The sequence below is a fragment of the Leifsonia sp. Leaf336 genome (assembly GCF_001423695.1).
GTDB lineage: Bacteria > Actinomycetota > Actinomycetes > Actinomycetales > Microbacteriaceae > Leifsonia.
The window spans coordinates 894,241-919,329 of record NZ_LMOZ01000002.1 but is presented as its reverse complement, the minus strand read 5'-3'; the positions used below and the strand labels follow the sequence as shown (position 1 = coordinate 919,329).

The following is a 25,089-nucleotide window of genomic DNA, read 5'->3' as shown; positions in this document are numbered from 1 at the left end:
GTCAGCTAGCGGTGGTCGTTCTCGTGACCGTGCGAGTGCGCGTTGCCGTGTCCGTTGGCCGGCTGTGGCATCGACTTCTGCACCTGCATCAGGAACTCGACGTTGCTCGAGGTCTCCTTGAGGCGGCCGAGAACGATCTCGAGCGCCTGCTGCTGGTCGACGCCCGCGAGCGCGCGGCGCAGCTTCCAGGTGATCTTGACCTCGTCCTGGCCCATGAGCATCTCTTCGCGGCGGGTGCCGGAGGCGTTCACGTCGACGGCCGGGAAGATGCGCTTGTCGGCCAGCTGGCGCGACAGGCGGAGCTCCATGTTGCCGGTGCCCTTGAACTCCTCGAAGATCACCTCGTCCATCTTGGAGCCGGTCTCGACCAGCGCCGACGCGAGGATGGTCAGCGAGCCGCCGTGCTCGATGTTCCGCGCGGCGCCGAAGAATCGCTTGGGCGGGTAGAGCGCCGAGGCGTCGACACCACCGGAGAGGATGCGACCGGAGGCCGGAGCCGTCAGGTTGTACGCGCGTCCGAGGCGGGTGATCGAGTCGAGCAGCACGACGACGTCATGGCCGAGCTCCACCAGGCGCTTCGCGCGCTCGATCGCCAGCTCGGCGACGGTGGTGTGGTCTTCGGCGGGGCGGTCGAAGGTGGAGGCGATGACCTCGCCCTTCACCGTGCGCTGCATGTCGGTGACCTCTTCGGGACGCTCGTCCACCAGCACAACCATGAGGTGGACCTCGGGGTTGTTGGTGGTGATCGCGTTGGCGATCTGCTGCATCACGATCGTCTTGCCGGCCTTGGGCGGCGCGACGATGAGACCGCGCTGACCCTTGCCGATCGGGGCGACCAGGTCGATGATCCGCTGGGTCACCTTGCCCGGCTCGGTCTCCAGTCGCAGGCGCTCCTGCGGGTAGAGCGGCGTCAGCTTGCCGAACTCGACACGGGTGGCGGCCTCCTCGACGGACTGGCCGTTGATGGAGTCGACCTTCACCAGCGCGTTGTACTTCTGACGGCTGTTGCTGTCGTTCTCGCGCGGCTGACGGATCGCACCGACGACGGCGTCGCCCTTGCGGAGGCTGTACTTCTTGACCTGGCCGAGAGAGACGTAGACGTCGCTGGCGCCCGGGAGGTAGCCCGTCGTGCGGACGAACGCGTAGTTGTCCAGCACATCCAGGATGCCCGCGACGGGGATCAGCACGTCGTCGTCGGCGATCTCGGGCTCGAACTCGTCGCCGGCGACACCGCCGCGCCGCTTGCGGTTGCGGTCGCGGTAGCGGCCCTGGCGGTCGCCTTCAGCCTGCTGCTGCTGGAGGCCGCGGTTCTGCTGGCCGCCCTGCTTGTCGCCGTCGCCCTGGAGGTCCTTGGGCTGACCCTGCTGGTTCTGGCCGCCCTGCTGGTTCTGGCCGCCCTGCTGGTTCTGGCCGCCCTGCTGGGTCTGGCCGCCCTGCTGGGTCTGATCGGCGTTCTGGCCGTTGCCCTTGTTGCGGTTGCGGTTGCGGCGGTTGCGGCCGCCCTGCTGCTGCTCGCCGCCCTGCTCGGCGGACTCGCCCTGCGTCGCCTCGACCTCGGTGGTCGCCTCGGTCGACTGCTCGTCGGCCTCCTGCGCGGCGCCGTTCTGCTGGCCCTGACCGTTCTGACCCTGACCGTTCTGGCCGCGACCGCGGCGGCGACGGCCGCCCTGGCCGTCACGCTGGGCCTGCTCGCGGGACGCGAGCGCGGAGTCGAGCAGCGCATCGACGTCCGGGATGAGGGACTCGACACCGGTCTCGCCGGTGTTGACGTGGGTGCCGGCGGCGACGCTCGTCCCGGTGGCGATGGTCGTGCCGTCCGGGCTGGAGGCGCGGCGCGAGCCGCGCCGACGCGGCGCGGACGAGACCTCGGACTCGGCGAGGAGCGCGTCGCCCACCAGGGGCTCCGCGGTCGCGGCCGGCTCGGCGATGAGCGGCTCGATGAGAACCTGCGAGGCGGCGGACGCGTGGTCGGGCTGGTCGGCGCCGATCGCGACGGGCTCGGAGTCGGGAGCGGCGCTCTCGGCCGCGGTGTTCTCGAGGTCGCTCTGCTCGGGCGCCGCATCCACGGTCCCGGCCGCGGCGGCACGGGCCGTCGCGATCGCCTCGACCAGCTCGCCCTTGCGGAGCCGGGTCGCGCCCTGGAGGCCGAGCTCGGCGGCGAGAGCCTGGAGCTCCGCCACCTTGAGCGAGGTCAGGTCGCTATTGTCCACGCCCCCGGCGTGGAGTTCGACATCAGTCACTGAAGAGGATTCCTTTCCCCCGACGCGCACTCTGCGCGCCGCTGTGGAGCACTCGTCACGTGAACCTGCCTTGCCGCGCTGCGTTCGGATCCGCGCTACGGTGCGCTCGGGATACCCGGATGCTCCGGATATCCGAAAAGCGCAGGCAGGAGTGACGGCATGATTGCTAAGAGATCACCCGGAAGCGTGATTCGCTCGTGACGCGGATTCTTCACGGGTGCCCGAACAGTTTACCACCTCGCACCGGGCGTTTCTGACGCTACGCGGCCGGTGTGTCCGCCTCGTCTGCGGCGGCGACGGTGACGGTCGCGCCCTTGAAGTCGACGGCGAGCATGAGCGGCTGCCAGGCCGTCTGCGCCTCCCGGGCGACCAGCTCGGCGGCGGCGAGCCGCTGGCTCGGGTCGCTGCAGAGCACGAGGATGGACGGCCCCGCCCCCGAGACCACCGCGGCGAAGCCGTTCGAGCGCAGCAGCGTGATCAGCCGGTCGGTCTCCGGCATGGCCGAGGCGCGGTAGCTCTGGTGGAGCTTGTCCTCGGTGGCGGCGTGAAGCAGCTCGGGGCTCTGGATGAGAGCCGCGACCAGCAGCGCCGAGCGCGACAGGTTGAAGACGGCGTCTTCGTGGGGCACGGACTGCGGCTGGAGGCTGCGCGCGAGCGCCGTCGACATGACGTGCTCGGGAACGAGCACCAGGGGCGAGACCCCGCGGTGCACGATGAGCTTCTTGAATCGCGGGCCCTCGGGAGTGACCCAGGCGATGGTGAGACCGCCGAAGAGCGCCGGCGCCACGTTGTCGGGGTGACCCTCCATGTCGTTGGCGAGCGCGAGCAGCGCCTGGGCGTCGAACTCGACAACGCCCTCCAGAAGCCCCTTCGCCGCCATAATCCCGGAGACGATGGCCGCGCCGGAGGATCCCAGGCCTCGGCCGTGCGGGATGCTGTTGCGCGCGAAAAGGCTCAGCCCGGGCAGCGCGATGCCGACCGACTCGAACGTGTGGGCGATCGCGCGGACGACGAGGTTGCTCTCGTCGGTCGGCACCTCCCCCGCGCCCACCCCGGAGACCTGGACGGTCGCGCCGGGCTCGTCGCGCACCGCGACCCGCAATTCGTCGTAGAGAGCGAGCGAGAGACCGAGGGTGTCGAAACCGGGGCCGAGGTTGGCACTCGTGGCCGGCACCTTCACCGCGACCGCGCGGCCGCGCAGGTCGACGGTGCGTGGGCTCACGCCGATGCTCCCGCGGTGGCGGCGAGGCCGAGCACGTCGGCGATCGTCTGGGTGTCGACCGGTACGCTGATCGGCTGCACGTCGGAGCCGTCGGCCGTGCGGAGGGCCCACTGCGGGTCCTTCAGGCCGTGGCCGGTGACGGTGAGCACAACCGTGGAGCCGGCGGGGATGACACCGGCGGCCGAGCGCTCCAGGAGGCCGGCGACGCTGATCGCGCTGGCCGGCTCGACGAAGATGCCGACCTCGGCCGAAAGGATGCGGTGCGCCTCGAGGATGCCCGCGTCGTCGATCGCGCCGAAGTAGCCCTCGCTGTCGTCGCGCGCGTTCAGCGCGAGCTCCCACGACGCGGGGTTGCCGATGCGGATGGCGGTGGCGATGGTGTCGGGCTCCTTGACGGCGTGGCCGAGCACGATCGGCGCGCTGCCCGCGGCCTGGAAACCGAACATCCGCGGCAGCTTGGTGGACTCGCCGCGCTGCAGCTCCTCGGTGTAGCCGCGGTGGTAGGCGGTGTAGTTGCCCGCGTTGCCGACCGGGACGATGTGGAAGTCGGGAGCGTCGCCGAGCACCTCGACGACCTCGAACGCGGCGGTCTTCTGCCCCTCGATGCGGTCGGGGTTGACCGAGTTGACCAGGTGCACCGGGTAGTTCGTGGCCAGGTCGCGGGCGATGTCGAGACAGTCGTCGAAGTTGCCCTGCACCTGCAGCAGCTGCGCGTTGTGGGCGATCGCCTGGCTGAGCTTGCCCATCGCGATCTTGCCCTCCGGCACCAGCACGACGGCCTGGATGCCCGCGTGGGTGGCGTAGGCCGCGGCGGAGGCCGACGTGTTGCCGGTGGACGCGCAGATGACGGCCTTCGCTCCGTGCTCGACGGCCTTCGAGATCGCCATCGTCATGCCGCGGTCTTTGAACGAGCCGGTGGGGTTCATTCCCTCGAACTTCACGAAGACGTTCGCGCCGGTGCGCGCCGAGAGCGCGGGAGCGGGCAGGAGCGGGGTGCCGCCTTCGCCGAGCGTCACGATCGGGGTGGCCTCGGAGATGTTCAGGCGGTCCGCGTACTCGCGCAGGACGCCACGCCACTGACGGCTGTAGGACTTCTCGGGCATTAAGATCCTTCGACTCGGAGAACGGAAGAGACGGCGGTGACCACGTCGCTGGCCGCGAGCGCCTCCACGGTGGCCGCGAGCGCGGCCTCCTCGGCTTCGTGGGTGCCGATCACCAGGGTAGCGGTGGGTGCCCCCGGGCCGTGAATCGGGGCCACACTCTGCAATGGGGACCGCCCGGAAATGACGATGGTGCTCGTGGCGCTGGGCACCGACTGCTGCATCGTCTCGACGCTCACGCCGCCGTCGCTCAGGATGCGGGCGACGGACGCCAGCACACCCGGCTGATCCTCCACCGAGAGGGTGATCTGGTAGCGGGTGACCACGCGGCCGATGTCGAGCACCGGGAGGCCGGCGTGCGTGGACTCGGCGACACCCGGGCCGCCGACCACGTGCCGGCGGGCGGCGGAGACCACGTCGCCGAGCACGGCGGAGGCCGTCTCGACCCCACCCGCTCCCGCACCGTAGAACATCAGGTCGCCGGCGGCGGCGGCCTGCACGAACACCGCGTTGTGGGCGCCGCGCACGGCGGCGAGCGGGTGCTCGCGGCTGATCAGGGCCGGGTAGACGCGGGCGGAGACGCCCTCCTCCCCCGTCTCCGGGTCGGTCAGCCGCTCGCAGATCGCCAGGAGCTTGATGACGGCTCCGATATCGCGGGCGGCGTCGACCTGCTCGCGGGTGACGGAGGTGATGCCCTCGCGGTAGACGCGCTCGAGCGGCACGGTGGTGTGGAACGCGAGGCTCGCCAGGATCGCGGCCTTCTGCGCGGCGTCATAGCCGCCGATGTCTGCCGTCGGATCGGCCTCCGCATAGCCGCGGGCGGTCGCCGTCGCGAGCGCGTCGGCGAGGGTCTCGCCGTGGGTGTCCATGCGGTCGAGGATGAAGTTGGTCGTGCCGTTGACGATGCCGAGGATGCGCGTCACGGTGTCGCCGGCGAGACTGTCGCGCAGCGGGCGGATGATCGGGATGGCCCCGGCGACGGCGGCCTCGTAATAGAGCTGCGCACCGACCTGTTCCGCCGCCTCGAACAGCTCGGGGCCGTGGGTGGCCAGGAGCGCCTTGTTGGCCGTGATGACGTCGGCGCCGGAATTGAGGGCCTCCAGCACGTAGCCGCGGGCCGGCTCGACCCCGCCCATGAGCTCGACGACGATGTCGGCGCCCAGGATGAGCGAGGTGGCGTCTGTCGTGAACAGCTCGCGCGGGAGGTCGACGTCGCGCGGGGCGTCGACGTCGCGCACCGCGATGCCCACGAGCTCCAGGCGCGCCCCGACGCGCGAGGCGAACTCGTCGCCCTGCTCCAGCAGCAGCCGTGCAACCTGAGAGCCGACGGAGCCGGCGCCCAGCAGGGCCACTCGGAGGTTGCGGTACTCGATCATCGCTCGGTGCTCCCGTCGTCGTAGGCGGCATCGCGCGCCAGCAGGTCGGCCTCGGTCTCTCCGCGCACGATGACGCGGGCGGCGCCGTCGCGCACCGCGACCACCGCGGGGCGGCCGAGGTAGTTGTAGTTGCTGGCCAGCGACCAGCAGTAGGCGCCGGTCGCAGGCACAGCGAGGAGGTCGCCCGGCGTCACGTCGCCCGGCAGGTACTCCGCGTCGACCACGATGTCGCCGCTTTCGCAGTGCTTGCCGGCGACCCGCACCAGCACGGGCTGCGCGGCGGAGTCGCGACCGGCGATGCGTGCCGAGTAGTCGGCGCCGTAGAGCGCCGGCCGGGCGTTGTCGCTCATGCCGCCGTCGACGCTCACATAGCGCCGCACAGCGGTCTCACCGTCGTCCTGCGCGGAGACGATCACGTCCTTGGTCGTGCCGACCGTGTAGAGGGTGAGGCCGGCCGTGCCGATGATCGATCTGCCGGGCTCGAAGGCCACGGCGGGAACCGGCACGTCGAGCTCCTCGCACGCCGCTGCGACGGTCTGCGCGATGCTGCGGGCGAGCGCGTCGATCGGTGCGGGGTCGTCGACGCTCGTATAGGCGATGCCGAAGCCTCCGCCGAGGTTGACCTCCGGAACGTCCCCTCCGGCCAGGAGCTGCTTGTGCACGGTGAGCAGGCGGGCCGCAGACTCCGCGAAGCCGTCGGCGCCGAAGATCTGCGAGCCGATGTGGCAGTGGAGGCCGAGGAAGTCGAGGCCCGCGTGCGAACGGATGCGCGCGACGGCCTCCACGGCGTCGTCGAGCGCGATGCCGAACTTCTGGTCTTCGTGGGCCGTCGCCAGGAAGGCGTGCGTGTGCGCGTGGACGCCCGAGTTGACCCGCAGCCGCACCCGTTGCACGACGCCGTGCCGGGAGGCCGCCTCGGCCACCCGCTCGATCTCCTGGAGGCTGTCGATGATCACCGCGCCGACGCCGACCGAGACCGCACGGTCGATCTCGGCGAGGGACTTGTTGTTGCCGTGGAACCCCAGCCGCTCGGTCGGGACGCCGGCCGCGAGTGCGACAGCGAGCTCGCCTCCCGAGCAGACGTCGATGTTGAGGCCGGCCTCGGTCATCCACCGGGCGACCTCGATCGACAGGAACGCCTTGCCCGCGTAGTAGACCTTGGCGGCGGAGCCGACCTCTGCGAACGCGTTCTGCAGGGCGGAGCGGACTTCGACGGCGCGCTCCCGCGCCTCCTGTTCGTCGACCACGTAGAGCGGGGTACCGAAGCGTTCGGCGAGCGCGGTGACGGAGACGCCGCCCACCTCGATCGCGCCGGAGTGGCGGCGAACGGTGCGCGACCAGAGCCCGGGGACGAGCGCGTTCGCGTCGTCGGGCACGCGCAGCCACGACGGCGCGAGGGGATTCGATGCCATGGGGACAACCTCACGAGTACAGACGGACACAAGTACAGTCGATGGGGTTCTCTCTGGCGAGCGGACCCGGATTGGCCCCTGAAGCCGGTGGAGAAGTGTAAAGAGTCTATCGAGGGCGCCCGCGGCCGGTCGCCGTGTTACGAGCAGCTCCCCTTGCTGTGCAGGAACTCCTCGTTCATGACGAAGTTCGACGCGCTCAGGGTGACCGTGGCGTGCCCGGGGGTGAGGGTGATGTCGCTGACCTTGACGCCGTCCGGGAGGTATTGGGCTGCGCACACCGGGAACGGCCCGTTCGCCGTCAGCGCCTGGAGCAGCCGGGTGACGTTCACATCGCCCGAGCCGGCCGAGACGGTGGCCTTGCCGGGGGTGAGTAGTACGGTGTCGCCCGCGGCCTCCGCCGTCGCCGTCACGGTGTAATCGACGGGGAGGCCGAGGAGGTCGATCGTGCCGTCGTAGCCGATGTGTCCCGCGCCCAACGTGATGTCGCCCTTCGCGCCGGGGATGGTGACCAGCTTGTTGAGCGACGCCTGCGAGATGCTCAGGACGCCGGTGGCCGACTGGATCGGCTTGCTGAAGTCGGCCGGCACGCCGGTCGCATGCACGGAGGCGCTCAGCGGCGCACCGTTCACGGTGGCTGTCGGAGCGTCGATGTCGACGCTCTCGAAGCTGCCCTCCACGAACTGCCCCAGCACCGAGAACCCGCCGATGTGCACGTGCACGTCGGCCTTCACCGAACTCGGGAGGTTCTTCTCGATCTCGGCGGCGGCGCGCTGCTCGGCGACGGCACGCGTCACGACGTCGGCGACGACGAGCAGCACGAGGACGACGACGATCGACCCGACCGTCCACAGCACGGGCTTCAGCCAGCGCGGACGACCGCGCTTCGCCGCGCCGCCGGCGGGCGACGACTCGTCGGGCAGGACCTCCGTGGGCTGGTCGCTCATCGCGTCACATCCGCTCGGGAGCGGACACCCCCACCAGTGCGAGGCCGTTGCGGACGACCTGGCCGGTCGCGTCGTTCAGCCAGAGGCGCGTGCGGTGGGCGTCGGTGACCGGCTCGTCGCCATGCGGGAGCACCCGGGTCGAGCCGTCGCGTACGGCGTACCAGGAGTGGTACAGGCCGGCGACCTCCTCGATGTACCGGGCGATCCGGTGCGGCTCGCGCAGCTCCGCCGCCTGCGCGATCACGCGGGGGAACTCCTGGAGGCCGCCGAGCAGCGCGCTCTCGGTCTCGTGCGTGAGCAGTTCGGGCTTGAACACGCTGCGGTCGACGCCGGACTTGACCGCGTTCGCCGCGACCGAGCTCGTGCGGGCGTGCGCGTACTGCACGTAGTACACGGGGTTCTCGTTGCTGCGCTTGGTGAGCAGGTCGAGGTCGATGTCGAGCTGCGAGTCTGTGGACGAGCGCACCAGCGAATAGCGCGCGGCGTCCACGCCGACGGCGTCGACGAGGTCGTCGAGGGTGACGATGGTGCCGGCGCGCTTCGACATCCTGACGGGCTCGCCGTCTTTGACCAGGTTGACCATCTGACCGATCAGGATCTGGAGGTTCTCGTTCGGCACGTCGCCGAACGCCTCCACCATCGCCATCATGCGGCCGATGTAGCCGTGGTGATCGGCGCCCAGCATGATGATGTTCTGCTCGAAGCCGCGCTCGCGCTTGTCGAGGTAGTAGCCGAGATCGCCGGAGATGTAGGCGGGCTCGCCGTTGGAACGCACGACGACGCGGTCGCGGTCGTCGCCGAACGTCGTGGTGCGCAGCCAGATCGCACCGTCTTCTTCGAAGATGTGGCCCTGCTCGCGGAGGCGCTCGATCGCCCGCTCCACCGCTCCGGACTCGTGCAGCGAGTCCTCGTGGAAGTAGACGTCGAAGTCGACGCCGAAAGCGTGCAGGCGGTCTTTGATCTCCTGGAACATCAGGCTCGTGCCGAGGCTGCGGAAGACCTCCTGCTGCTGCTCGCGCGACAGCGCGGCCAGGTCGCCGATCTGCGGGTCGGCCGCCGCGCGGGTCGCGACCTCCGCCGCGATCTCGCCGATGTAGGCGCCGCCGTAGCCGTCCTCCGGGGTCGCCTCGCCGAGGTAGGCGGCCAGCAGGCTGCGGGCGAACCGGTCGATCTGCGACCCGTGATCGTTGAAGTAGTACTCGCGCGTCACATCCGCGCCCGCGGCCTGGAGGACGCGCGCGAGGCTGTCGCCGACGGCGGCCCAGCGCGCGCCTCCCAGGTGGATGGGGCCGGTGGGGTTCGCCGAGACGAACTCGAGGTTGACCAGCAGCCCGTCGTAGAGGTCGGTGCGGCCGTAGGCGTCGCCGGCCTCCACGATCGTCTTGGCCAGCTGCCCGGCGGCCGCCGCGTCGAGCCGGAAGTTGATGAACCCGGGGCCGGCGACCTCCGCGGAGGCCACCCCGTCGATGCCGGCGGCGGCTTCGGCGATCTCGCCCGCGAGCTCGCGCGGGTTCGCACCGACCCGCTTGGCGAGACGCATAGCGACGTTCGACGACCAGTCGCCGTGATCGCGGTTCTTCGGCCGCTCGAGCGGGATGTCGTCGACCGTGATCGGGATCTCGGCGATGTCGTCGCGGCCCTCGCGTCGCCGGCTCACCACGGTCGTCACGATGGCGAGCAGGGAGGCGGAGAGGTCAGCGGGAGTCATGGCTAACGATTCTATCGGTCACTTGCAGTGAACCCGTCGCAGCCCTTGATAGGGTGCGATTCGACACGCCCGCAGGACGATACGGAAGACGCCTCCAGCATGCAGCAGCTCACCGCCCGGACCCTCGCCGCACTCGCGATCGCCGCCGCGGCCGTCGCTCTCGTGGGCTGCACGCCGGCCGCCAAGCCCGACTCGACGCCCTCCACTTCGGCGACTGCGGGCGGCGGCACCTCGACCGGCTCGCCGGTGGCGACCCCGTCCCCGACGCCGACGATGCCGCCGACGCCCGTCACCCTCACCTGCGACCAGGTGGTCACCGCCGATCAGCTGTACGCGTACAACCCCAACTTCGCGGCCGACCCGGGCTACGCGCCCAAGGCCGGCAGCCTCGAGAAGAAGATCGGCGACTGGAAGGGCGTCACCTGCGCCTGGCAGAACCAGACCAGCGGCGACGTCGTGCAGATCGCCGTGGCCCAGCCTCCCGCCGACCAGCTGGAGAGTCTCAAGAACGCCGCCATCACCGCGGCCCAGCCGGTTCCCACCTACGGCACCCCGCCGCAGGTCGAGGGCTACTTCAAGGCCGGGGACGCCGGCCAGGTGCAGATCTTCCGCGGCCCCTTCTGGATCGTCGCCGAGTCGAGCGCGTTCTTCGAGCCGGGCGATGCCGCGCCGCTCATGCAGAGCGTCCTGGGCAACCTCCCGGCGAACTGACCGCCCGCCAAAAGCTGCTAGCCTGGACGGGCACTCCTGGCCCCCATAGCTCAGGGGATAGAGCGTCTGCCTCCGGAGCAGAAGGCCGTAGGTTCAAATCCTACTGGGGGCACCAGCACGACAAGAAGCCCTCTCCGCAGCGGAGAGGGCTTCTTTCGTTCCGGCGCGGTTACTCGGCGTCGAGGTCGGTCTCGAGCAGCGTCACCAGCTCGTCGAGGGCGGTGTCGGCGCCCGGCGCCTCCGAACGCAGGGTGACGACTGTGCCCTTGCCCGCGGCCAGGCCCATCAGCGACAGGATGCTTGCGGCGTTCAGCTGGGGGCCGTCGCCCACCGCGATGGTCACGGGCACTCCCTTCTGCTGTACGGCCTGCACGAAGAGCTTCGCGGGGCGGGCGTGGAGGCCGGAGCTGCTGGCGACGGTGGCGGTGCGTTCGGTCATGATCTCTCCTGTTCAGAGCGGGGCGGTCAGGCGGCGACGGTCGCCGGTACGGGCTGCTCGGCCGTTTCGGTCACGGGTGCCGTGCGGCGAGGCGCGGCGAACCGCTTGAGGCCGACCACGAGCAGGGCGGTGACGAGCGTTCCCGCCGCCAGAGCGACCACGAAGCCCCAGATCGGGTCGATCGCGAAGAAGACGAAGATACCGCCGTGCGGAGCCCGCGAGCGCACCTCGAACGCCATCGCCAGGCCTCCGGCGACAGCGCCTCCCACCAGGTTGGCCGGGATCACGCGCAGCGGGTCCGCCGCGGCGAACGGGATCGCGCCCTCCGAGATGAAGGAGGCTCCGAGCAGCCAGGCGGCCGCGCCGTTCTCCCGCTCGACCTGCGTGAAACCGCGACGGTAGAGCACGGTGGAGGCCAGCGCCATACCGAGCGGCGGCACCATGCCCGCGACCATCACCGCGGCCATGATGTGGAAGCTCGCGTCGGTCTGCTGGGCGAGCCCGGCCACCGCGAAGGCGTACGCCACCTTGTTGACGGGTCCGCCGAGGTCGAAGCACATCATCAGGCCGAGGATGATGCCCAGGAAGATCGCGCCTGCTCCGGACAGCCCGTTCAGGAAGCCGGTCAGCTGGGTCATCAGCCACGCGATCGGCGCACCGAGGATGAGCAGCATCAGTCCGGACGCGATGATCGACGCGCCCAGCGGGATGATCACGACGGGCATCAGCCCGCGCAGCCAGCGGGGCACGGCCGGACGGCCGATCAGCCAGGCCGCGTAGCCCGCCAGCAGACCACCGATCAGACCGCCGAGGAAGCCGGCGTTCATGAACACCGCGATGGCTCCTGCGACGAATCCGGGGGCGATGCCCGGCCGGTCGGCGATCGCGAACGCGATGTAGCCGGCCAGGGCAGGAACGAGGAAGCCGAGGCTCACGCTTCCGATCTCGAAGGCGATGGCGCCGAGGTAGTAGCCGAGGCCCTCGGGAGGCAGGTTCCAGATCGCGTAGTGGGTCAGTGTGAAGACGGCGTTGTTCACACCGGAGTCACCGTGGGCGAGGGCGATGCCGTACCCGCCGAGGAACGGCAGGAAGCTGATCGCGATGAGGAGGCCTCCGCCTGCGACGAACGGGATCATGTAGCTGACGCCGGTGAGCAGTATGCGCTTGAGGTTGGCGCCCCACGAGAGCGTCTCGGAGGGAGCCGCCACAGCGGAGGCCCCGGAGGAGCTCACGCGCGCACCGTTCGGGTCGGCCGCGACGGCGACCGCCTCGGCGATGAGCTGGTCGGGCTGCTCGATGCCGCGCTTGACGGTGGAGCGCACGACGGGCTTGCCGGCGAAGCGCGCCTCTTCGCGAACGTCGACGTCGTTGGCGAAGATCACCGCATCGGCGGCGTCGATGACGCTCTTCGGGAGGGCCTGGTACCCGCTCGAACCCTGGGGCTCGACGACCAGGTCGACGCCGTTCTTCGGCCCGGCCGCAGTGAGCGCGTCGGCGGCCATGAAGGTGTGGGCGATGCCTGTCGCGCACGAGGTGACCGCCACGATCCGGGCGGGGCGGCCGTCGATCCGGAAGCCATCGGCGGCAGGAGCGGCCGGTGCGGGCTCGGCGGCCGCCGCCGTGGACGCGCCGGACGCGCCGGACGCGACGCTCGCGCCGTCGCCCTCCCCGATCGCCTCGTCGACCAGCGCGACGACGTCGTCCTGGGTCTTCGCCGCGCGCAGTCCGGCGGTGAACTCCTCGGTCATCAGGCTCCGGGCGAGTTTCGACAGCACAGCGAGGTGGGCCTCCGCCGCATCGGCGGGCGCCGCGATCAGGAACACCAGGTCGGCAGGGCCGTCCGGGGCGCCGAAGTCGACGCCAGGGTCGAGTCTCGCGAACGCGAGGGTCGGGATGGTGACGGACGGGCTCTTCGCGTGCGGGATGGCGATCCCGCCCGGCAGGCCCGTCTCGTCCTTCTGCTCGCGCGCCCAGGCGTCGGCGTAGAGCGCCTCGGCGTCGGTGGCGCGCCCTTGCGCGACGACCCTGGTGGCGAGCTCGCGGATGACGGCGCTCTTGTCGCCGACGGAGCCAAGGTCGAGGCTGACGAGTTCGGGAGTGATGGTCTTCGGTGACACGGTTTCCTCCAGTGTGTCTGTGCGGAGTCGAGACGGAGCTCAGGGATGGAGCGCGGCGACGGGCAGGTCGCCGGCGAACAGGTCGGCCGGTCGGGGCGCCTGTGTGCCGGGCAGGGCCGCGGCGGCGGAGCCGTAGCGGATCGCGTGCACGAGCCGCTCGGGCGGGGTCGCCCCCGCGAGGTCCGCGAGAAGGTAGCCGGCGAGCGCGCTGTCGCCGGCGCCGACGGTGCTCTGCACGCGGATACGGGGGGCGGCGGCGACGAAGCCGCCGTCGGGGGTGACGAGCACGGAGCCGAGGGCTCCGAGCGTGACGAGGGCGGCGCCGACCCGCTCGGGCACGAGCGACCCGGCCACGGCGAGCACCGCCGCTGGGAGGTCATCCATGTCGAGCGCGTCGCCGGTGAGCTCGGCGAGTTCGTCCTCGTTGGGCTTGATGAGATCGGGGTGCGCCTCGAAGACGGCGGAGCGCAGCGCCTCGCCGGACGTGTCGACCGCGATCTTGGGGGCGGCGTCGCCCCAGTGGTCGCGCACGGCGCGGATGACCGTCACGTAGAAGTCGTCGTCGACACCGGGAGGCAGCGAACCGGCCAGGACCAGCCAGCCCGCACCCTCGCACGCGACGACGACGGCCTCCACCAGCAGCCGGGCATCGGCCGCGCTCAGTGCGGCGCCGGGGAGGTTGAGCTTCGTGGTGACCCCGGCCGGGTCGGTGATCGTCAGATTCGCGCGGGCGTGGCCTGTGATGGGCACCGCGCGGGTCGGGAGCCCGGTGGAGCGGAGCACCACGCCGAACGGGTCGTCGACGGCCAGCGGGAGGACCGCGAGAGCGGGCACGTCGGCCGCGGTGACGACGCGCGCGACGTTGATGCCCTTGCCTCCGGCATCCTCGCGGGAGGACGCTGCCGACTGCACCTCGCCGGGGCGGAGCGACGCGCTCAGCGTCACGGCCCGGTCGAGGGACGGGTTGGCGGTGAGGGTGACGATCATGCCGACCAGACCTCCACGCCCGCGGCCGCCAGCGCGTCGGCGAGCTCGCCCTCCGGCGCGCGGTCGGTGACCAGTACGTCCACCGCGTCCAGTGGAGCGAAGGAGACCAGCGACTCCTGCTGGAACTTGGACGAATCGGCGAGGACGACCACCCGGCGCGCGGCGCGGACGATGGCCTCCTTGACCGCGGACTCCTCGGGATCGGGGGTGCTCAGGCCGAACCCGGCGGAGACGCCGTTGACGCCGACGAAGACGATGTCGGGCCGCAGCGACTGGATCGCGCGGACCGTGGAGGCTCCGACCGCCGCAGCGGTCACGCCGCGGATGCGTCCGCCGACGACCGTCAGCGACACCCGGTCGGCCGCGGCGAGCGCCGGTGCGAGCGTGAGCGAGTGGGTCACGACCTCCGCCTCTCCCCCGCTGGCGGAGAGCCGGGCCGGGAGGAGCTGGGCGACGGCGCCGGTGGTGGTGCCGGCGTCGAGGTAGAGGGAGCCGCGGAAGCCGTCGCCGAGGGTGTCCAGGGCTCGGGCGGCGATGCGCAGCTTGGTGTCGGTGCGGAGGCCGCTGCGCTCGATCACCGAGGCCTCCGCCGTGCTGGCGCGATCAGCGGCGACGGCGCCGCCGTGCACGCGCCGGAGGGCACCGGTCAGCTCGAGGGCGTCGAGGTCGCGCCGCACCGTCTCGGTGGTGACGCCGAAACGCTCGGCGAGGTCGACGACGGCGACACGGCCCTCTTCGAGGAGGAGCCGCTCGATCAGCTCCTGACGCTCCATTGCATACACCTGGCGCCTCCTTTGGATTTCCAACACAGTACAACATGAATCAACAGAGAGCAATACGTTTTGTGTGGCTGTTTGTGGGAAATGGTGTCGGCCTCGCCGCCGAGCCATGCCACGTACAATCGTTCGCGGAATGGACTGCTCGTACTTCGACGCCGGTGTGTGCCGGTCGTGCACGCTGATGGGCGTCCCCTACGCCGACCAGCTGGCCCGCAAGGACGCCCACGCGCGCGAGCTGCTGGCGCCGTACGGCGACGCGGTCTGGCTGCCGCCGGTGGCGAGCGCCGAAGCGGGCTACCGCAACAAGGCGAAGATGGTGGTCTCGGGCACCGTCGACGCACCGACGATCGGGATCCTCGACGAGGCCGGCCGCGGCGTCGACCTGCGCGAGTGCGGCATCTGCGCCCCCGGTGTACGCGCAGCACTGCCGGTGCTCGCGGACTTCGTCACGCGCACCCGCCTCGAGCCGTACAGCGTTCCGGACCGCCGGGGCGAGCTCAAGTACGTCCTGGTGACCCTCTCCCCCGACGACGAGCTCATGGTGCGATTCGTCGTGCGCACTGAGGCGGCGGTCGACCGCATCCGCGCCCGGCTCGGCGAACTGCTCGCCGCACTGCCCACGGCCGTCGTCGTGACGGCGAACCTCCAACCCGAGCACAAAGCGGTGGTCGAAGGCGCAACCGAGATCGTGCTGACCCCGCAGTCGTCGCTGGTCATGCGCGTCGGCGGCATTCCGCTGCGGCTGCGGCCGCAGAGCTTCTTCCAGACGAACACCGCGGTCGCCGAGAGCCTGTACGCGCAAGTCACCGAATGGGTGGACGAGGTCTCGCCGTCGAGCGTCTGGGACCTCTACTGCGGCGTCGGCGGCTTCGCACTCAACGTCGCAGCGGCGGGGCGCCGCGTGGTCGGCGTCGAGACCAGCACGGAGGCCGTGCGCAGCGCACGGGCGACCGCGGCGGCCGCCGGGCTCCCGCAGGTCGCGTTCCGGGCGGGCGACGCCACGGCGTTCGCGCTCGGCGCGAAGACGGCGCCCGAGCTGGTGATCGTGAACCCGCCTCGCCGCGGGATCGGCGCCGAGCTCTCCGGCTGGCTCGAGGGCTCGGGCGTCCCGAGCGTCGTGTACTCCAGCTGCAACCCCAACAGCCTGGCGCACGACCTCGCGCGGATGCCGTCGTACCGCATCGGCACGGGCAGAGTGCTCGACATGTTCCCCCAGACCGGGCACCTGGAGGTCGCGGTGCTGCTGGACCGGGTTTAGCCGGCCGAGAGCGCGAGGTTCACGATGTCGGAGAGGGTGAACTCGCCCGCCACAGGACCGAGAGTCGGCCTCCAGTTCGGCTGGACCGACAGGTAGCTCAGGTGATCACCGGCCAGTAACCCGATCAACACCTCAGCCACTATCCGACCGCCGACCGGGCCGAGGCACGCCCCGTCGGCCCTCACCCCTGACTCCTTCAGGATGTAGAACCAGAGCGGCGTGCGACCACTCAGGTCGCTCACCGTGGCATCCGCCAGGCCGACTCCGTCGAAGAGCTCGGCGGGCGTCAGCGGATCGATGCCCATGGCGAGGGAGACGTCTTCACCCGAGGGCAGGCCGAGACGCTTGCCGCGCAGGAGGTTGCGGATCGCGAGCGACTGCGCAAGCTCCGCGCTGCCTGCCGAGGTGACCAGTTCGGGCGCGGCGACGGAGTCCGGCAAGGTGCTCAATGGCGTCGCGATCTCCGCGTCGAGCTTGTAGCTCGGCTGCGGGAGCGTGGCGTCAGCCGGGTCCGCACCCGTAATCCGATGCAGGAAGAACGTCCAGTCGACTCCCCAGAACCCTGGCAGCTCCTTGAAGCCATTCAGGCCTCCGCGCTCCTGACTCATGTCGGGCGTGAAGATCGGGATGCGCTGCGCCCCGTCGACAGGAGGTTCGGGCTTCGCCGTGTCGTTGATGAAGTAACTCGGGCGCACGATCGAGTGACCGAACCGGTACGCGGCCACACTGAACTCGAGCGGCATGAACGGGTCATTGCGATACTCGTAGAACTTCAGCCTGGCGTGCTGCTGCGCGACCGGGGTGGACGGCGACGTGAGGTAGTCCTCGTCGGGCAGGATATCGGCGACCACGTCCGGACCGACCAGCCTCGGAAGGTAGTCGTGAACGACCACCCACTGGTAGTGCCACCGCACCCGACGTTGCGCGAGTTTCAGATGGTCGGCGGCCGACCAATCGGGGAACTCCGCGGTCACCCGGTCGACCACGACGTTGTGGAACCGCAAGAAGGCGGACTGCAGCTGCGAGACGATGACGTTCTCGTCGTTGCGGGGGTCGCCGATGATCGCCCGCTTATTGGCGGCGCGCGGCAGATCTGGTCCGCCGAGTTGCTCGGACATCAGGTCGCCGAGAGCGAGATGGATGCCGTCGCTGTAGAGGTACGGCTGATCGGACGGCCCTCGTCCATACAGGTTGTCGAGGTCGAACTTCGGGGTGCGGAAATTGACGATGGCGTCCGGGTCGTTCTGGCGGGTGAGGCTGGATGCCGGATCGAACGTGATGTCGTGGTCGACAAACTGGCCGAAGTAGGTGTACCCGGCCGGGATGCGCAGCTCGCCGTTCGGCAGCCGCGCCGTGTTCTCGTCGTCGTCGTCGACGCCGAGTTCTTTCGCCGGCTCCGCCGGCTGGATCATCGCCCTGCCGAGTTCGACCAGCGACTCGTCCGCGACGTCGTAGGTGGGCAGATTGCGGAACATGCGGCCGTAGCGGCCGCCCTTGAAACTCGACTCGAGTGCCGATTCCAGACCCCGTGGCGGCGGTCCGCCGTGAAGGCGTCCGTCGGTGGGCGTGGTTGATGGATACATGATTCCCCTTGATCGTTTCTGGTGAGGTGGGGTGACACGGTCGGTCTACTCCACCCATCACCGATCGGCAAGAGGAATCCTCATGATTTATGGCCAGGTTCACCGGGGCCGTCTCGCGGACGGCCCCGGTGTGCGTAGGGAGACTAGCTCGCCGCGGCCTCGCGGCGCGGGAGCTTCCAGTCGGGGCGCGCGAAGTGGCAGGTGTAACCCCACGGGATGCGCTCCAGGTAGTCCTGGTGCTCGGGCTCGGCCTCCCAGAACGCGCCGGCGGGCTCCACCTCGGTCACGACCTTGCCCGGCCACAGACCGGACGCGTCGACATCGGCGATGGTGTCCTCGGCCACGCGGCGCTGCTCGTCGTTCTCGTAGAAGATCGCCGAACGGTAGCTGGTGCCCACGTCGTTGCCCTGACGGTTCTTCGTCGACGGGTCGTGGATCTGGAAGAAGAACGCCAGGAGGTCGCGGTAGCTGATGCGCTCGGGGTCGAACTCGATCTCGATCGCCTCGGCGTGGGTGCCGTGGTTGCGGTAGGTGGCGTTGGGGACGTCGCCGCCGGAGTACCCGACGCGCGTGCTCACCACGCCCGGGCGCTTGCGGATGAGGTCCTGCATGCCCCAGAAACAGCCACCGGCCAGAATCGCCTTCTCAGTCGTCATCAGTGCTTCTCCTCGTTCTCGAAAAGGTGGGTGTAGTCGCCGTAGCCCTGCTCCTCCAGCTCGGCGAGCGGGATGAAGCGGAGCGCGGCGGAGTTGATGCAGTAGCGCAGGCCGCCGGCCTCGGCCGGGCCGTCGTCGAACAGGTGGCCGAGATGACTGTCGCCATGGGCGGAGCGCACCTCTGTGCGGATCATCCCATACGTGCGGTCGGTCTTCTCGACGATGTTCGCGGGGTCCACCGGCACCGTGAAGCTCGGCCAGCCGGAACGGCTGTCGTACTTGTTCACCGAGGCGAAGAGCGGCTCCCCCGACACGATGTCGACGTAGAGGCCCGCCTCGTGATTGTTCCAGAACTCGTTGCGGAAGGCGGGCTCGGTGGCCGCCTCCTGGGTGACCGCGTACTGCGCGGGGGTGAGCCGCGCGACGGCATCCTGGCTCTTGCGATAGTCCTCTGTCACGTTTCCTCCTGTGTGCGGCGAGCGCTGGCTGCGGCGCCGTCAGTAAGGAGAACAGCGGGGAGGGCCGGGTTGGTCCCGGCGTTGCTGTGAGTTCGCTGAGGGTGGTTCATGCGGCGAGCGCCCCGTCGATGATGGCGGCGACGGCCTCCCACTCGTAGAGCACCTGACGCGCCGTCAGCCTCAGCCGCCTGCTGCCGCGCACTGCGAGGGCAGCGTCACGACGGCGATCCCGCTCGAACGCTGTCGCGTCGCCGTGGAACGCGAAGCCGTCGAGCTCCAGGTAGAGCTCGCCGTCGACGAGCATGTCGACACGCCCTACGCCGCGAACGTGCGCCTGCTGCTGGACGTGGCGTCCGACGGCCTCCAGTCGCTGGCGCACGATGGATTCGACACCGGAATCGGAGCCGGGGCGGGCGCGTGTCGCCCGGATCCGGACGAAGCGCGGGCAGGGCCTCAGGACGGACGCCAGCTCGGCCGGCGTGACCAAGCCCGCGGTCAGCGCGGTGTCGAATGCGGCGATGGCCGTCTCCTCGTCGGCGCACCGGCCGACCGTCCGCAGGCAGTCCGCCGGAGACACGCGCCAGACCTCGGCGTGGTCCTCCGTCGGCCACCAGTGGCAGACGAGCCCGTGCGGTGCGCGCCGGGCGTGTGGAGAGACAGCGACATGCGTCCGCGAGTCCGTTCCGGCCCAGATTCCATAGCTTCTGCACGCGGTGACGCACGACAGCCGGACGCCCGCCGAGACGGCGGCTAGCCGCGGCTCCGCCAGAGCCGGAAGGGCGTAGACGCCTTTGCGCGGCCGGACCACGTGGCCGCGTCGAACGGCGTCGGCAAGGGTCTCGCGGCTCGCGCCGGCGTTCCTCAGCTGGAGAGTCGTCGCCGCTCCTCCGAGTTCGCGCATCCGGGTGATCCAATTCATGGACCCATGCTCACGAACGGACACGCACAGCGAGACGACCTCCCGAAATCTGTGGATTTGCCGCTCGCGGTGCCGATGTGGAAACAAGGAGGGCACAACCGAAATCTCCTGTCTCAGCGCTTGGACAGGAGATTTGGGGCTGCCGCCGTCGGAATCTCCTGCGTATCAACCAGGATCAGCCTCGGGCTGGATGGGGATGGCGTCGGTGAACTGGGAGGCGCGGTGCTCGTTCTCGGGGGTGCCGCCGAAGAGGCGGCCCTCGCCGTCCTGGGCGCTGCGCGCCCGCGAGCTGGGCACCTGCTGCTCGGGAGGCTCCACGACCTCCACCCGCTGGCGCGGGAGCGACGCCGAGGAGTACCGCTGCATCCAGTCGATGAGCCGTTCGCGCACGTGGCAGCGGAGGTCGAACAGGGTCGGAGCGTCCTTGCCCGTGACGAGCACGCGTACGCGCACCCAGCCCTGCGTCGCGTCGGTGACCTGCAGCACGCCGGTGCGGCCGTCCCAGAGGTCGGTGGCCGCCAGGATGCGGTTCAGCTCGGCGCGCATCCCCGAGGGCGAGACCCGCCAGTCGAGGTCGAACTCCACCGCGCCGAGCAGCTCGCTGTGCTGGCGGGTCCAGTTCTCGAACGGCTTGGTCGTGAAGTAGGTGGAGGGCAGCACCAGCCTCCGGTCGTCCCAGATGTGCACGACGACGTAGGTGAGGGTGATCTCCTCGATCGTGCCCCACTGCTGCTCCACCACGACCACGTCGTCGAGGCGGATCGCGTCGCTGAAGGCCAGTTGGATGCCCGCGAACAGGTTGGCGAGGCTGGACTGGGCGGCGACACCGGCGATCACACCGATGATGCCCGCTGAGGCGAGGAGGCTGGCCCCGGCCGCCTGCAGCACGGGGAAGGTCAGCAGGATGGCGGCGAGCCCGATGACGACCGCCGCGACGACGGTCAGCCTCCGGAGCACCAGCACCTGGGTTCGAATGCGGCGGGCGTAACGGTTGTCCGGCACGTCGACGCGGTAGCGCGCCAAGCCGAGGTCTTCGACGAAGACGAGAAGCGCGGCGAAGAACCACGTGCCCGCGGCGATCGTCAGGATGAGGAACGCGTGATGGATCACGCGCGTCCAGGTGGGCGACACCTCCGGCGGCAGCGTCAGCGCCACGGCGATCCACAGCACCACCACTGCCAGGAACAGCCGGAACGGCACCCGCGCACGACGGACCAGCAGAGCGGGCCACTGCCGATGGCGCCCGGCCGCACGCAGTGCCAGGCCGACGATCGCGGTCACCACGATGGCGACGACGACCGCGATCAGGCACGCGATCACGAGAGACGGCAGGCTGCGCAGGGACACGTCGGGGCTACTCCTTCTCCCGTGGGGCGGACGGACGCCCTGCACTGTACGCGGGGCACGTTGAGACCTTAACCTCGCACCCCGGTGCGGGTTAGTGTGTGTCTTCTGGGGCCAGGGGGAAATCGGCTCCGGCGGAAGCCGGCGAAGACGCGAGGAGCGAGGATGACAGCGACACGGACACTCTTCATCGGCGGCACGGGGGTCATCAGCTCCGCGTGCGTCGCCAGGGCTCTCGAGAAGGGCCACGACGTCACGGTCGTCAATCGGGGGAACAGCGACCTGCGCCCGCTCCCCGACGGTGTGGAGGTGCTGCACGCCGACATCCGCGACCCCGAGAGCGTTCACGCGGTGCTCGGCGAGCGCAGCTTCGACGTCGCGGCGGAGTTCCTCGCGTTCACGCCCGAGCACATCCGCTCCGACTTCGACCTGTTCGAGGGCCGGGTCGGCCAGTACGTCTTCATCTCCTCGGCCTCCGCCTATCAGACGCCGCCCGCGCGCATGCCGGTGACCGAGTCGACGCCGCTGCGCAACCCTTTCTGGCAGTACTCGCGCGACAAGATCGCTTGCGAGGACCTCCTGGTGGAGGCCTACCGCGAGCGCGACTTCCCGATCACGATCGTGCGCCCTTCGCACACCTACGACCGCACGATGATCCCGACCAGCGGCCACTGGACCGACCTCGAGCGGATGCGCAGGGGCGCACCGGTCGTCGTGCACGGCGACGGCACCAGCCGCTGGACCATCACCCACAACACCGACTTCGCCGTCGCGTTCGTCGGGCTGCTCGGGCGGCCGGAGGCCGTGGGCGACTCGTTCCACATCACCTCGGACGAAGCCCCCACCTGGGACCAGATCTACTGCTATCTCGCCGAAGCGCTCGGCGTCGAAGCCGAGCTCGTGCACGTGGCGAGCGAGACGATCGCCGCTGCCATCCCCGCCCTCGGCTCCGGCCTCCTGGGCGACAAGGCGCACTCGATGCACTTCGACAACGCCAAGGTGAAGGCGCTCGTGCCCGAGTACCAGGCGCGTGTGGCGTTCGCGCACGGAGCCGGCGAGATCGTCGACTGGTACCTGGCGGACGCCTCCCGGCAGCAGGTCGACCCCGATCTGGATGCGGCGTTCGATCGTCTCGTGGAGCACGCCCGCACGGTCGCCTGAGCGGCTGATCGTGTCACGGTGCGGTCTCTTTTTCGTCGCCCTATTTACTATAAAGAAACTTTCCTGATACATTCTGGCCACGACATCGTTCCGACGAAGGGATGAGCATGGCCGACCGACCCGTCCGGGGCACCCCGGGGTGGCTCCGCGACACCAACGACCGCACGGCGCTCGCGCTGCTGCTCGAGCACGGCGTGCTCACGCGCACCCGCATCGGCGAGCTCTCCGGGCTCTCGAAGCCCACCGCGGCACAGATGGTCTCCCGGCTCGAGACGGCCGGGCTCATCCACGTCGTCGGCGAGGTCTCCGCCGGCCGCGGCCCGAACGCGGCCGGATACGCGGTGCGCACCGACCGGATGCTGGGCGTCGCGGTCGACATCGACGCGGTGTCGCTGCGCTCGACCGTCGTCGACGCCGGCGGGGCCGAGCACCCCATCGCCGTGACGCCGCTCGCCCTGCCTCCCGAGGCCGCCCGCACCCCGGAGGCCGACCTCCGTCTGGCGATCGAGGCGGCCTGCGGCGCTGCGGGCGTCGACGCCGAGCGGGTCCGCGCGGTCTGCGTCGGCGTGCAGGGCGCCCTCGACCCCCGCACCGACGAGCTCACCTACATCGAGACGCTGCCCGGCTGGCCCAAGCGCGGCATCCGTCGGCGGTTGGAGGACGCCCTCGGCGTCGCGGTGCACATCGACAACGACGTGAACCTCGCCGCGGTCGCCGAGCGGACGGAAGGCGCGGGGACCGGCACGGCCGGCTTCGCGCTGCTCTGGATGGGCGACGGCCTCGGCCTCGCCGTCGACCAGTCCGGCACGGTGCACCGCGGAGCCTCCGGCGGCGCGGGCGAGATCGGCTACCTGCCGATCCCCCGCTCGGCCGCGGCCCTCGACCCGGAGGCAGCCGACCTCCAGGACCTGATCGGCGGACCGGCCGTCGCCGCCCTGGCCTCCGCCCATGGGCTCACCGATGACCTCGGGGGCGGCGACGAGAGCGCGGTGGAGACGCTCGTCACCGAGCTCGCCCACCGGGTCGCAGTCGGCGTCGTGCCCGTGCTCGCCCTCCTCGACCCGGAGCTCGTCGTGCTCGGTGGGCCCACCGGCGCCGCCTGCGGCCCCCGGCTCGCCGAGCTCGTCGCGGCCGAACTGCGCGCCGACTGGGGCGAACGCGCCGTCGTCGCCACCGGCGTCCACGCCCATCCCGTCCTCCGCGGCGCACGCGAGCACCTCCTCGGCGAGGTGCGCGAGGCGCTCTTCGACGAAGTGTCGCGCATCGCCGTCTGACGGCCGACACCTCCGCACCACACCGTCCATCCGAAATCACGAGAAGGATCAGCGAGGAACCACCCGTGAAACATCGTCACCTCATCGCCGCCGCCGCGGTCGCCGCGGCCGCAGCGCTCACCCTGGCCGGTTGTTCCGGCGGGACCGCAGGCACGTCCTTCCAGGACAGCGCGCCGTCCGACCTGTCGGGCACCGTGTCGTTCTGGCACTTCTTCTCCGACCGGGAGGCCAAGGTCATCCAGTCGGTCGTCGACGACTTCGAGAAGAAGTACCCCAAGATCAAGGTCGACGTGCACTCCGGCCAGGACGACGAGAAGCTGCAGAAGGCCATCGCCACCGGCAGCAAGGTCGACGTCGGCCTCTCGTACTCGACCGACATCGTCGGCAACTTCTGCTCGAACGGCGCGTTCCGGTCGCTGAACAAGGTGATCGAGCGCGACAAGGTCGACATGAGCCAGTTCAGCGACACGGTGAAGTCGTACACCGAGTTCAAGGGCAACCGCTGCGCGATGCCGATGCTCGCCGACGTGTACGGCCTCTACTACAACAAGAAGCTTCTCCAGGCCGCCGGGTTCACCGAGCCGCCCAAGACGCTGAGCGAGCTGGAGTCGATGGCCGACAAGCTGACCACGCTCAACCCGGACGGCTCGATCAAGACCCTCGGCTTCAACCCGACCATGGGATGGTACGAGAACTCGGCCGCGCACTACGGGCCGGCCGCCGGCGCCGAGTGGCTGAAGGCCGACGGCACCAGCGCGATCTCCTCCTCCCCCGGCTGGAAGGAGCTGATCGAGTGGCAGAAGGCCTACGTCGACAAGATCGGCTGGGACAAGCTCAACGCATTCACCTCCGGGCTCGGGCAGGAGTTCGCGGCCGGCAACGCGTTCCAGACCGGCCAGGTCGCCATGAACATGGACGGCGAGTACCGCACCGCCTTCATCGACGACCAGGCCAAGGACCTCGACTACGGCACCGCACCCTTCCCGACCGCTGACGACCACACCGACCTGTACGGGGGCGGCTACATCACCGGCAACATCATCGGCATCTCCAAGGGCTCCCAGCACCCGGAGCTGGCCTGGACGCTGCTGAAGTACCTCACCACCGACACCGGCGCGGTCGTCAAGCTCGCCAACGGCCTGAAGAACGTCCCGACCACGAAGGACGCGCTGGCCTCCCCCGACCTGCAGGTCTCCCCGCAGTTCAAGACGTTCCTCGACATCGCGTCGAACAAGAACGTCATGACCACTCCGGCGAGCCCGCTCGGCGCCGGCTACCAGAACAGCTTCCAGGACTGGTGGAACAAGTACCAGAGCCAGGGCGGTGACATCGACTCCGGTCTGAAGTCGGTCGACAAGCAGATCAACGACGCCCTCGCCCTCTCGACGGGACCGTGAGCTC

General features: G+C 70.2%; 21 protein-coding genes and 1 tRNA gene. 6 read left to right on the top strand and 16 right to left on the bottom strand.

The window, feature by feature from the left end; all coding sequences use genetic code 11:
* Positions 1-5: 5 nt before the first annotated feature.
* From rho to argS, 7 genes are all read right to left on the bottom strand, one after another.
* Positions 6-2,240 (bottom strand): transcription termination factor Rho, encoded by a 2,235-nt coding sequence (gene rho / locus ASF88_RS13195; RefSeq protein ID WP_055919152.1) that lies wholly within the window; start codon positions 2,238-2,240, stop codon positions 6-8.
* A gap of 259 nt (positions 2,241-2,499) precedes the next feature.
* Positions 2,500-3,462 carry a homoserine kinase gene (gene thrB, locus ASF88_RS13190; RefSeq protein ID WP_055919149.1) on the bottom strand — a complete coding sequence of 321 codons (963 nt, stop codon included), beginning with the start codon at positions 3,460-3,462 and terminating at the stop codon, positions 2,500-2,502.
* On the bottom strand, positions 3,459-4,565 hold the full coding sequence (thrC, locus tag ASF88_RS13185; RefSeq protein WP_055919148.1) for a threonine synthase: 1,107 nt from the start codon (positions 4,563-4,565) through the stop codon (positions 3,459-3,461). Before thrC ends, thrB begins: the two co-directional genes overlap by 4 nt.
* Positions 4,565-5,938 (bottom strand): homoserine dehydrogenase, encoded by a 1,374-nt coding sequence (locus ASF88_RS13180; protein WP_055919145.1) that lies wholly within the window; start codon positions 5,936-5,938, stop codon positions 4,565-4,567. The genes thrC and ASF88_RS13180 overlap by 1 nt, the downstream gene beginning before the upstream one ends.
* Entirely contained in the window at positions 5,935-7,350 is a 1,416-nt protein-coding gene (lysA, locus tag ASF88_RS13175; protein WP_055919141.1) for a diaminopimelate decarboxylase, read from the bottom strand. The genes ASF88_RS13180 and lysA overlap by 4 nt, the downstream gene beginning before the upstream one ends.
* Positions 7,351-7,487: 137 nt before the next feature.
* The gene (locus tag ASF88_RS13170; RefSeq protein ID WP_055919136.1) at positions 7,488-8,294 is read right to left on the bottom strand and encodes an LmeA family phospholipid-binding protein; all 807 of its coding nucleotides are present in this window, start codon (positions 8,292-8,294) and stop codon (positions 7,488-7,490) included.
* A gap of 4 nt (positions 8,295-8,298) precedes the next feature.
* Positions 8,299-10,002, bottom strand: a complete 1,704-nt coding sequence (argS, locus tag ASF88_RS13165; RefSeq protein WP_055919133.1) for an arginine--tRNA ligase — start codon at positions 10,000-10,002, stop codon at positions 8,299-8,301.
* A 99-nt stretch (positions 10,003-10,101) separates the two neighbouring features.
* Here argS and ASF88_RS13160 point away from each other — a divergent pair, with 99 nt between their 5' ends.
* Positions 10,102-10,713: a hypothetical protein gene (locus ASF88_RS13160; RefSeq protein ID WP_055919130.1), complete on the top strand. Its 612-nt coding sequence runs from the start codon at positions 10,102-10,104 to the stop codon at positions 10,711-10,713.
* 39 nt (positions 10,714-10,752) lie between these two features.
* Positions 10,753-10,828, top strand: a tRNA-Arg gene (locus ASF88_RS13155).
* A gap of 54 nt (positions 10,829-10,882) precedes the next feature.
* Here the strand turns inward: ASF88_RS13155 and ASF88_RS13150 are convergent.
* The 4 genes from ASF88_RS13150 to ASF88_RS13135 are packed head-to-tail and all read right to left on the bottom strand — an operon-like array spanning position 10,883 to position 15,038.
* On the bottom strand, positions 10,883-11,152 hold the full coding sequence (locus tag ASF88_RS13150) for an HPr family phosphocarrier protein (RefSeq protein ID WP_055919126.1): 270 nt from the start codon (positions 11,150-11,152) through the stop codon (positions 10,883-10,885).
* A 26-nt stretch (positions 11,153-11,178) separates the two neighbouring features.
* The gene (locus tag ASF88_RS13145) at positions 11,179-13,269 is read right to left on the bottom strand and encodes a PTS fructose transporter subunit IIABC (protein WP_055919124.1); all 2,091 of its coding nucleotides are present in this window, start codon (positions 13,267-13,269) and stop codon (positions 11,179-11,181) included.
* 39 nt (positions 13,270-13,308) lie between these two features.
* Complete coding sequence (locus tag ASF88_RS13140) at positions 13,309-14,256, bottom strand: 1-phosphofructokinase (RefSeq protein WP_055919121.1); 948 nt, start codon at positions 14,254-14,256, stop codon at positions 13,309-13,311.
* Entirely contained in the window at positions 14,253-15,038 is a 786-nt protein-coding gene (locus ASF88_RS13135; RefSeq protein ID WP_055919118.1) for a DeoR/GlpR family DNA-binding transcription regulator, read from the bottom strand. Before ASF88_RS13135 ends, ASF88_RS13140 begins: the two co-directional genes overlap by 4 nt.
* 130 nt (positions 15,039-15,168) lie before the next feature.
* Between ASF88_RS13135 and rlmC the strand changes: the two genes are divergently transcribed.
* Positions 15,169-16,293: a 23S rRNA (uracil(747)-C(5))-methyltransferase RlmC gene (gene rlmC / locus ASF88_RS13130; RefSeq protein ID WP_055919115.1), complete on the top strand. Its 1,125-nt coding sequence runs from the start codon at positions 15,169-15,171 to the stop codon at positions 16,291-16,293.
* Here rlmC and ASF88_RS13125 read toward each other — a convergent pair.
* From ASF88_RS13125 to ASF88_RS13105, 5 genes are all read right to left on the bottom strand, one after another.
* Positions 16,290-17,876 carry a peroxidase family protein gene (locus ASF88_RS13125; protein ID WP_200935279.1) on the bottom strand — a complete coding sequence of 529 codons (1,587 nt, stop codon included), beginning with the start codon at positions 17,874-17,876 and terminating at the stop codon, positions 16,290-16,292. The two genes, rlmC and ASF88_RS13125, sit on opposite strands and share 4 nt — an antisense overlap.
* A 143-nt stretch (positions 17,877-18,019) precedes the next feature.
* Complete coding sequence (gene msrA, locus ASF88_RS13120; RefSeq protein ID WP_055919108.1) at positions 18,020-18,532, bottom strand: peptide-methionine (S)-S-oxide reductase MsrA; 513 nt, start codon at positions 18,530-18,532, stop codon at positions 18,020-18,022.
* Positions 18,532-18,990, bottom strand: a complete 459-nt coding sequence (gene msrB, locus ASF88_RS13115; protein ID WP_055919106.1) for a peptide-methionine (R)-S-oxide reductase MsrB — start codon at positions 18,988-18,990, stop codon at positions 18,532-18,534. The genes msrA and msrB overlap by 1 nt, the downstream gene beginning before the upstream one ends.
* Positions 18,991-19,096: 106 nt before the next feature.
* Positions 19,097-19,909: a type IV toxin-antitoxin system AbiEi family antitoxin domain-containing protein gene (locus tag ASF88_RS13110; protein ID WP_055919103.1), complete on the bottom strand. Its 813-nt coding sequence runs from the start codon at positions 19,907-19,909 to the stop codon at positions 19,097-19,099.
* Positions 19,910-20,074: 165 nt separating this feature from the next.
* Positions 20,075-21,256 carry a mechanosensitive ion channel family protein gene (locus ASF88_RS13105; protein ID WP_200935278.1) on the bottom strand — a complete coding sequence of 394 codons (1,182 nt, stop codon included), beginning with the start codon at positions 21,254-21,256 and terminating at the stop codon, positions 20,075-20,077.
* A gap of 162 nt (positions 21,257-21,418) precedes the next feature.
* Here ASF88_RS13105 and ASF88_RS13100 point away from each other — a divergent pair, with 162 nt between their 5' ends.
* From ASF88_RS13100 to ASF88_RS13090, 3 genes are all read left to right on the top strand, one after another.
* Positions 21,419-22,414, top strand: coding sequence for an SDR family oxidoreductase (locus ASF88_RS13100; RefSeq protein ID WP_055919100.1), 996 nt, complete (start codon positions 21,419-21,421; stop codon positions 22,412-22,414).
* A 107-nt stretch (positions 22,415-22,521) separates the two neighbouring features.
* Positions 22,522-23,688, top strand: coding sequence for an ROK family transcriptional regulator (locus ASF88_RS13095; protein WP_055919098.1), 1,167 nt, complete (start codon positions 22,522-22,524; stop codon positions 23,686-23,688).
* A gap of 65 nt (positions 23,689-23,753) precedes the next feature.
* Positions 23,754-25,085, top strand: a complete 1,332-nt coding sequence (locus tag ASF88_RS13090; RefSeq protein ID WP_055919096.1) for an ABC transporter substrate-binding protein — start codon at positions 23,754-23,756, stop codon at positions 25,083-25,085.
* Positions 25,086-25,089 lie beyond the last annotated feature (4 nt).

Excerpts from the sequence above, each read along its gene's own strand:
- thrC (WP_055919148.1), bottom strand. The coding sequence starts at position 4,565 with ATGCCCGAGAAGTCCTACAGCCGTCAGTGGCGTGGCGTCCTGCGCGAG.
- ASF88_RS13180 (WP_055919145.1), bottom strand. The coding sequence starts at position 5,938 with ATGATCGAGTACCGCAACCTCCGAGTGGCCCTGCTGGGCGCCGGCTCC.
- lysA (WP_055919141.1), bottom strand. The coding sequence starts at position 7,350 with ATGGCATCGAATCCCCTCGCGCCGTCGTGGCTGCGCGTGCCCGACGAC.
- ASF88_RS13170 (WP_055919136.1), bottom strand. The coding sequence starts at position 8,294 with ATGAGCGACCAGCCCACGGAGGTCCTGCCCGACGAGTCGTCGCCCGCC.
- argS (WP_055919133.1), bottom strand. The coding sequence starts at position 10,002 with ATGACTCCCGCTGACCTCTCCGCCTCCCTGCTCGCCATCGTGACGACC.
- ASF88_RS13160 (WP_055919130.1), top strand. The coding sequence starts at position 10,102 with ATGCAGCAGCTCACCGCCCGGACCCTCGCCGCACTCGCGATCGCCGCC.
- ASF88_RS13150 (WP_055919126.1), bottom strand. The coding sequence starts at position 11,152 with ATGACCGAACGCACCGCCACCGTCGCCAGCAGCTCCGGCCTCCACGCC.
- ASF88_RS13140 (WP_055919121.1), bottom strand. The coding sequence starts at position 14,256 with ATGATCGTCACCCTCACCGCCAACCCGTCCCTCGACCGGGCCGTGACG.
- rlmC (WP_055919115.1), top strand. The coding sequence starts at position 15,169 with ATGGACTGCTCGTACTTCGACGCCGGTGTGTGCCGGTCGTGCACGCTG.
- ASF88_RS13125 (WP_200935279.1), bottom strand. The coding sequence starts at position 17,876 with ATGTATCCATCAACCACGCCCACCGACGGACGCCTTCACGGCGGACCG.
- msrA (WP_055919108.1), bottom strand. The coding sequence starts at position 18,532 with ATGACGACTGAGAAGGCGATTCTGGCCGGTGGCTGTTTCTGGGGCATG.
- ASF88_RS13110 (WP_055919103.1), bottom strand. The coding sequence starts at position 19,909 with ATGAATTGGATCACCCGGATGCGCGAACTCGGAGGAGCGGCGACGACT.
- ASF88_RS13100 (WP_055919100.1), top strand. The coding sequence starts at position 21,419 with ATGACAGCGACACGGACACTCTTCATCGGCGGCACGGGGGTCATCAGC.
- ASF88_RS13095 (WP_055919098.1), top strand. The coding sequence starts at position 22,522 with ATGGCCGACCGACCCGTCCGGGGCACCCCGGGGTGGCTCCGCGACACC.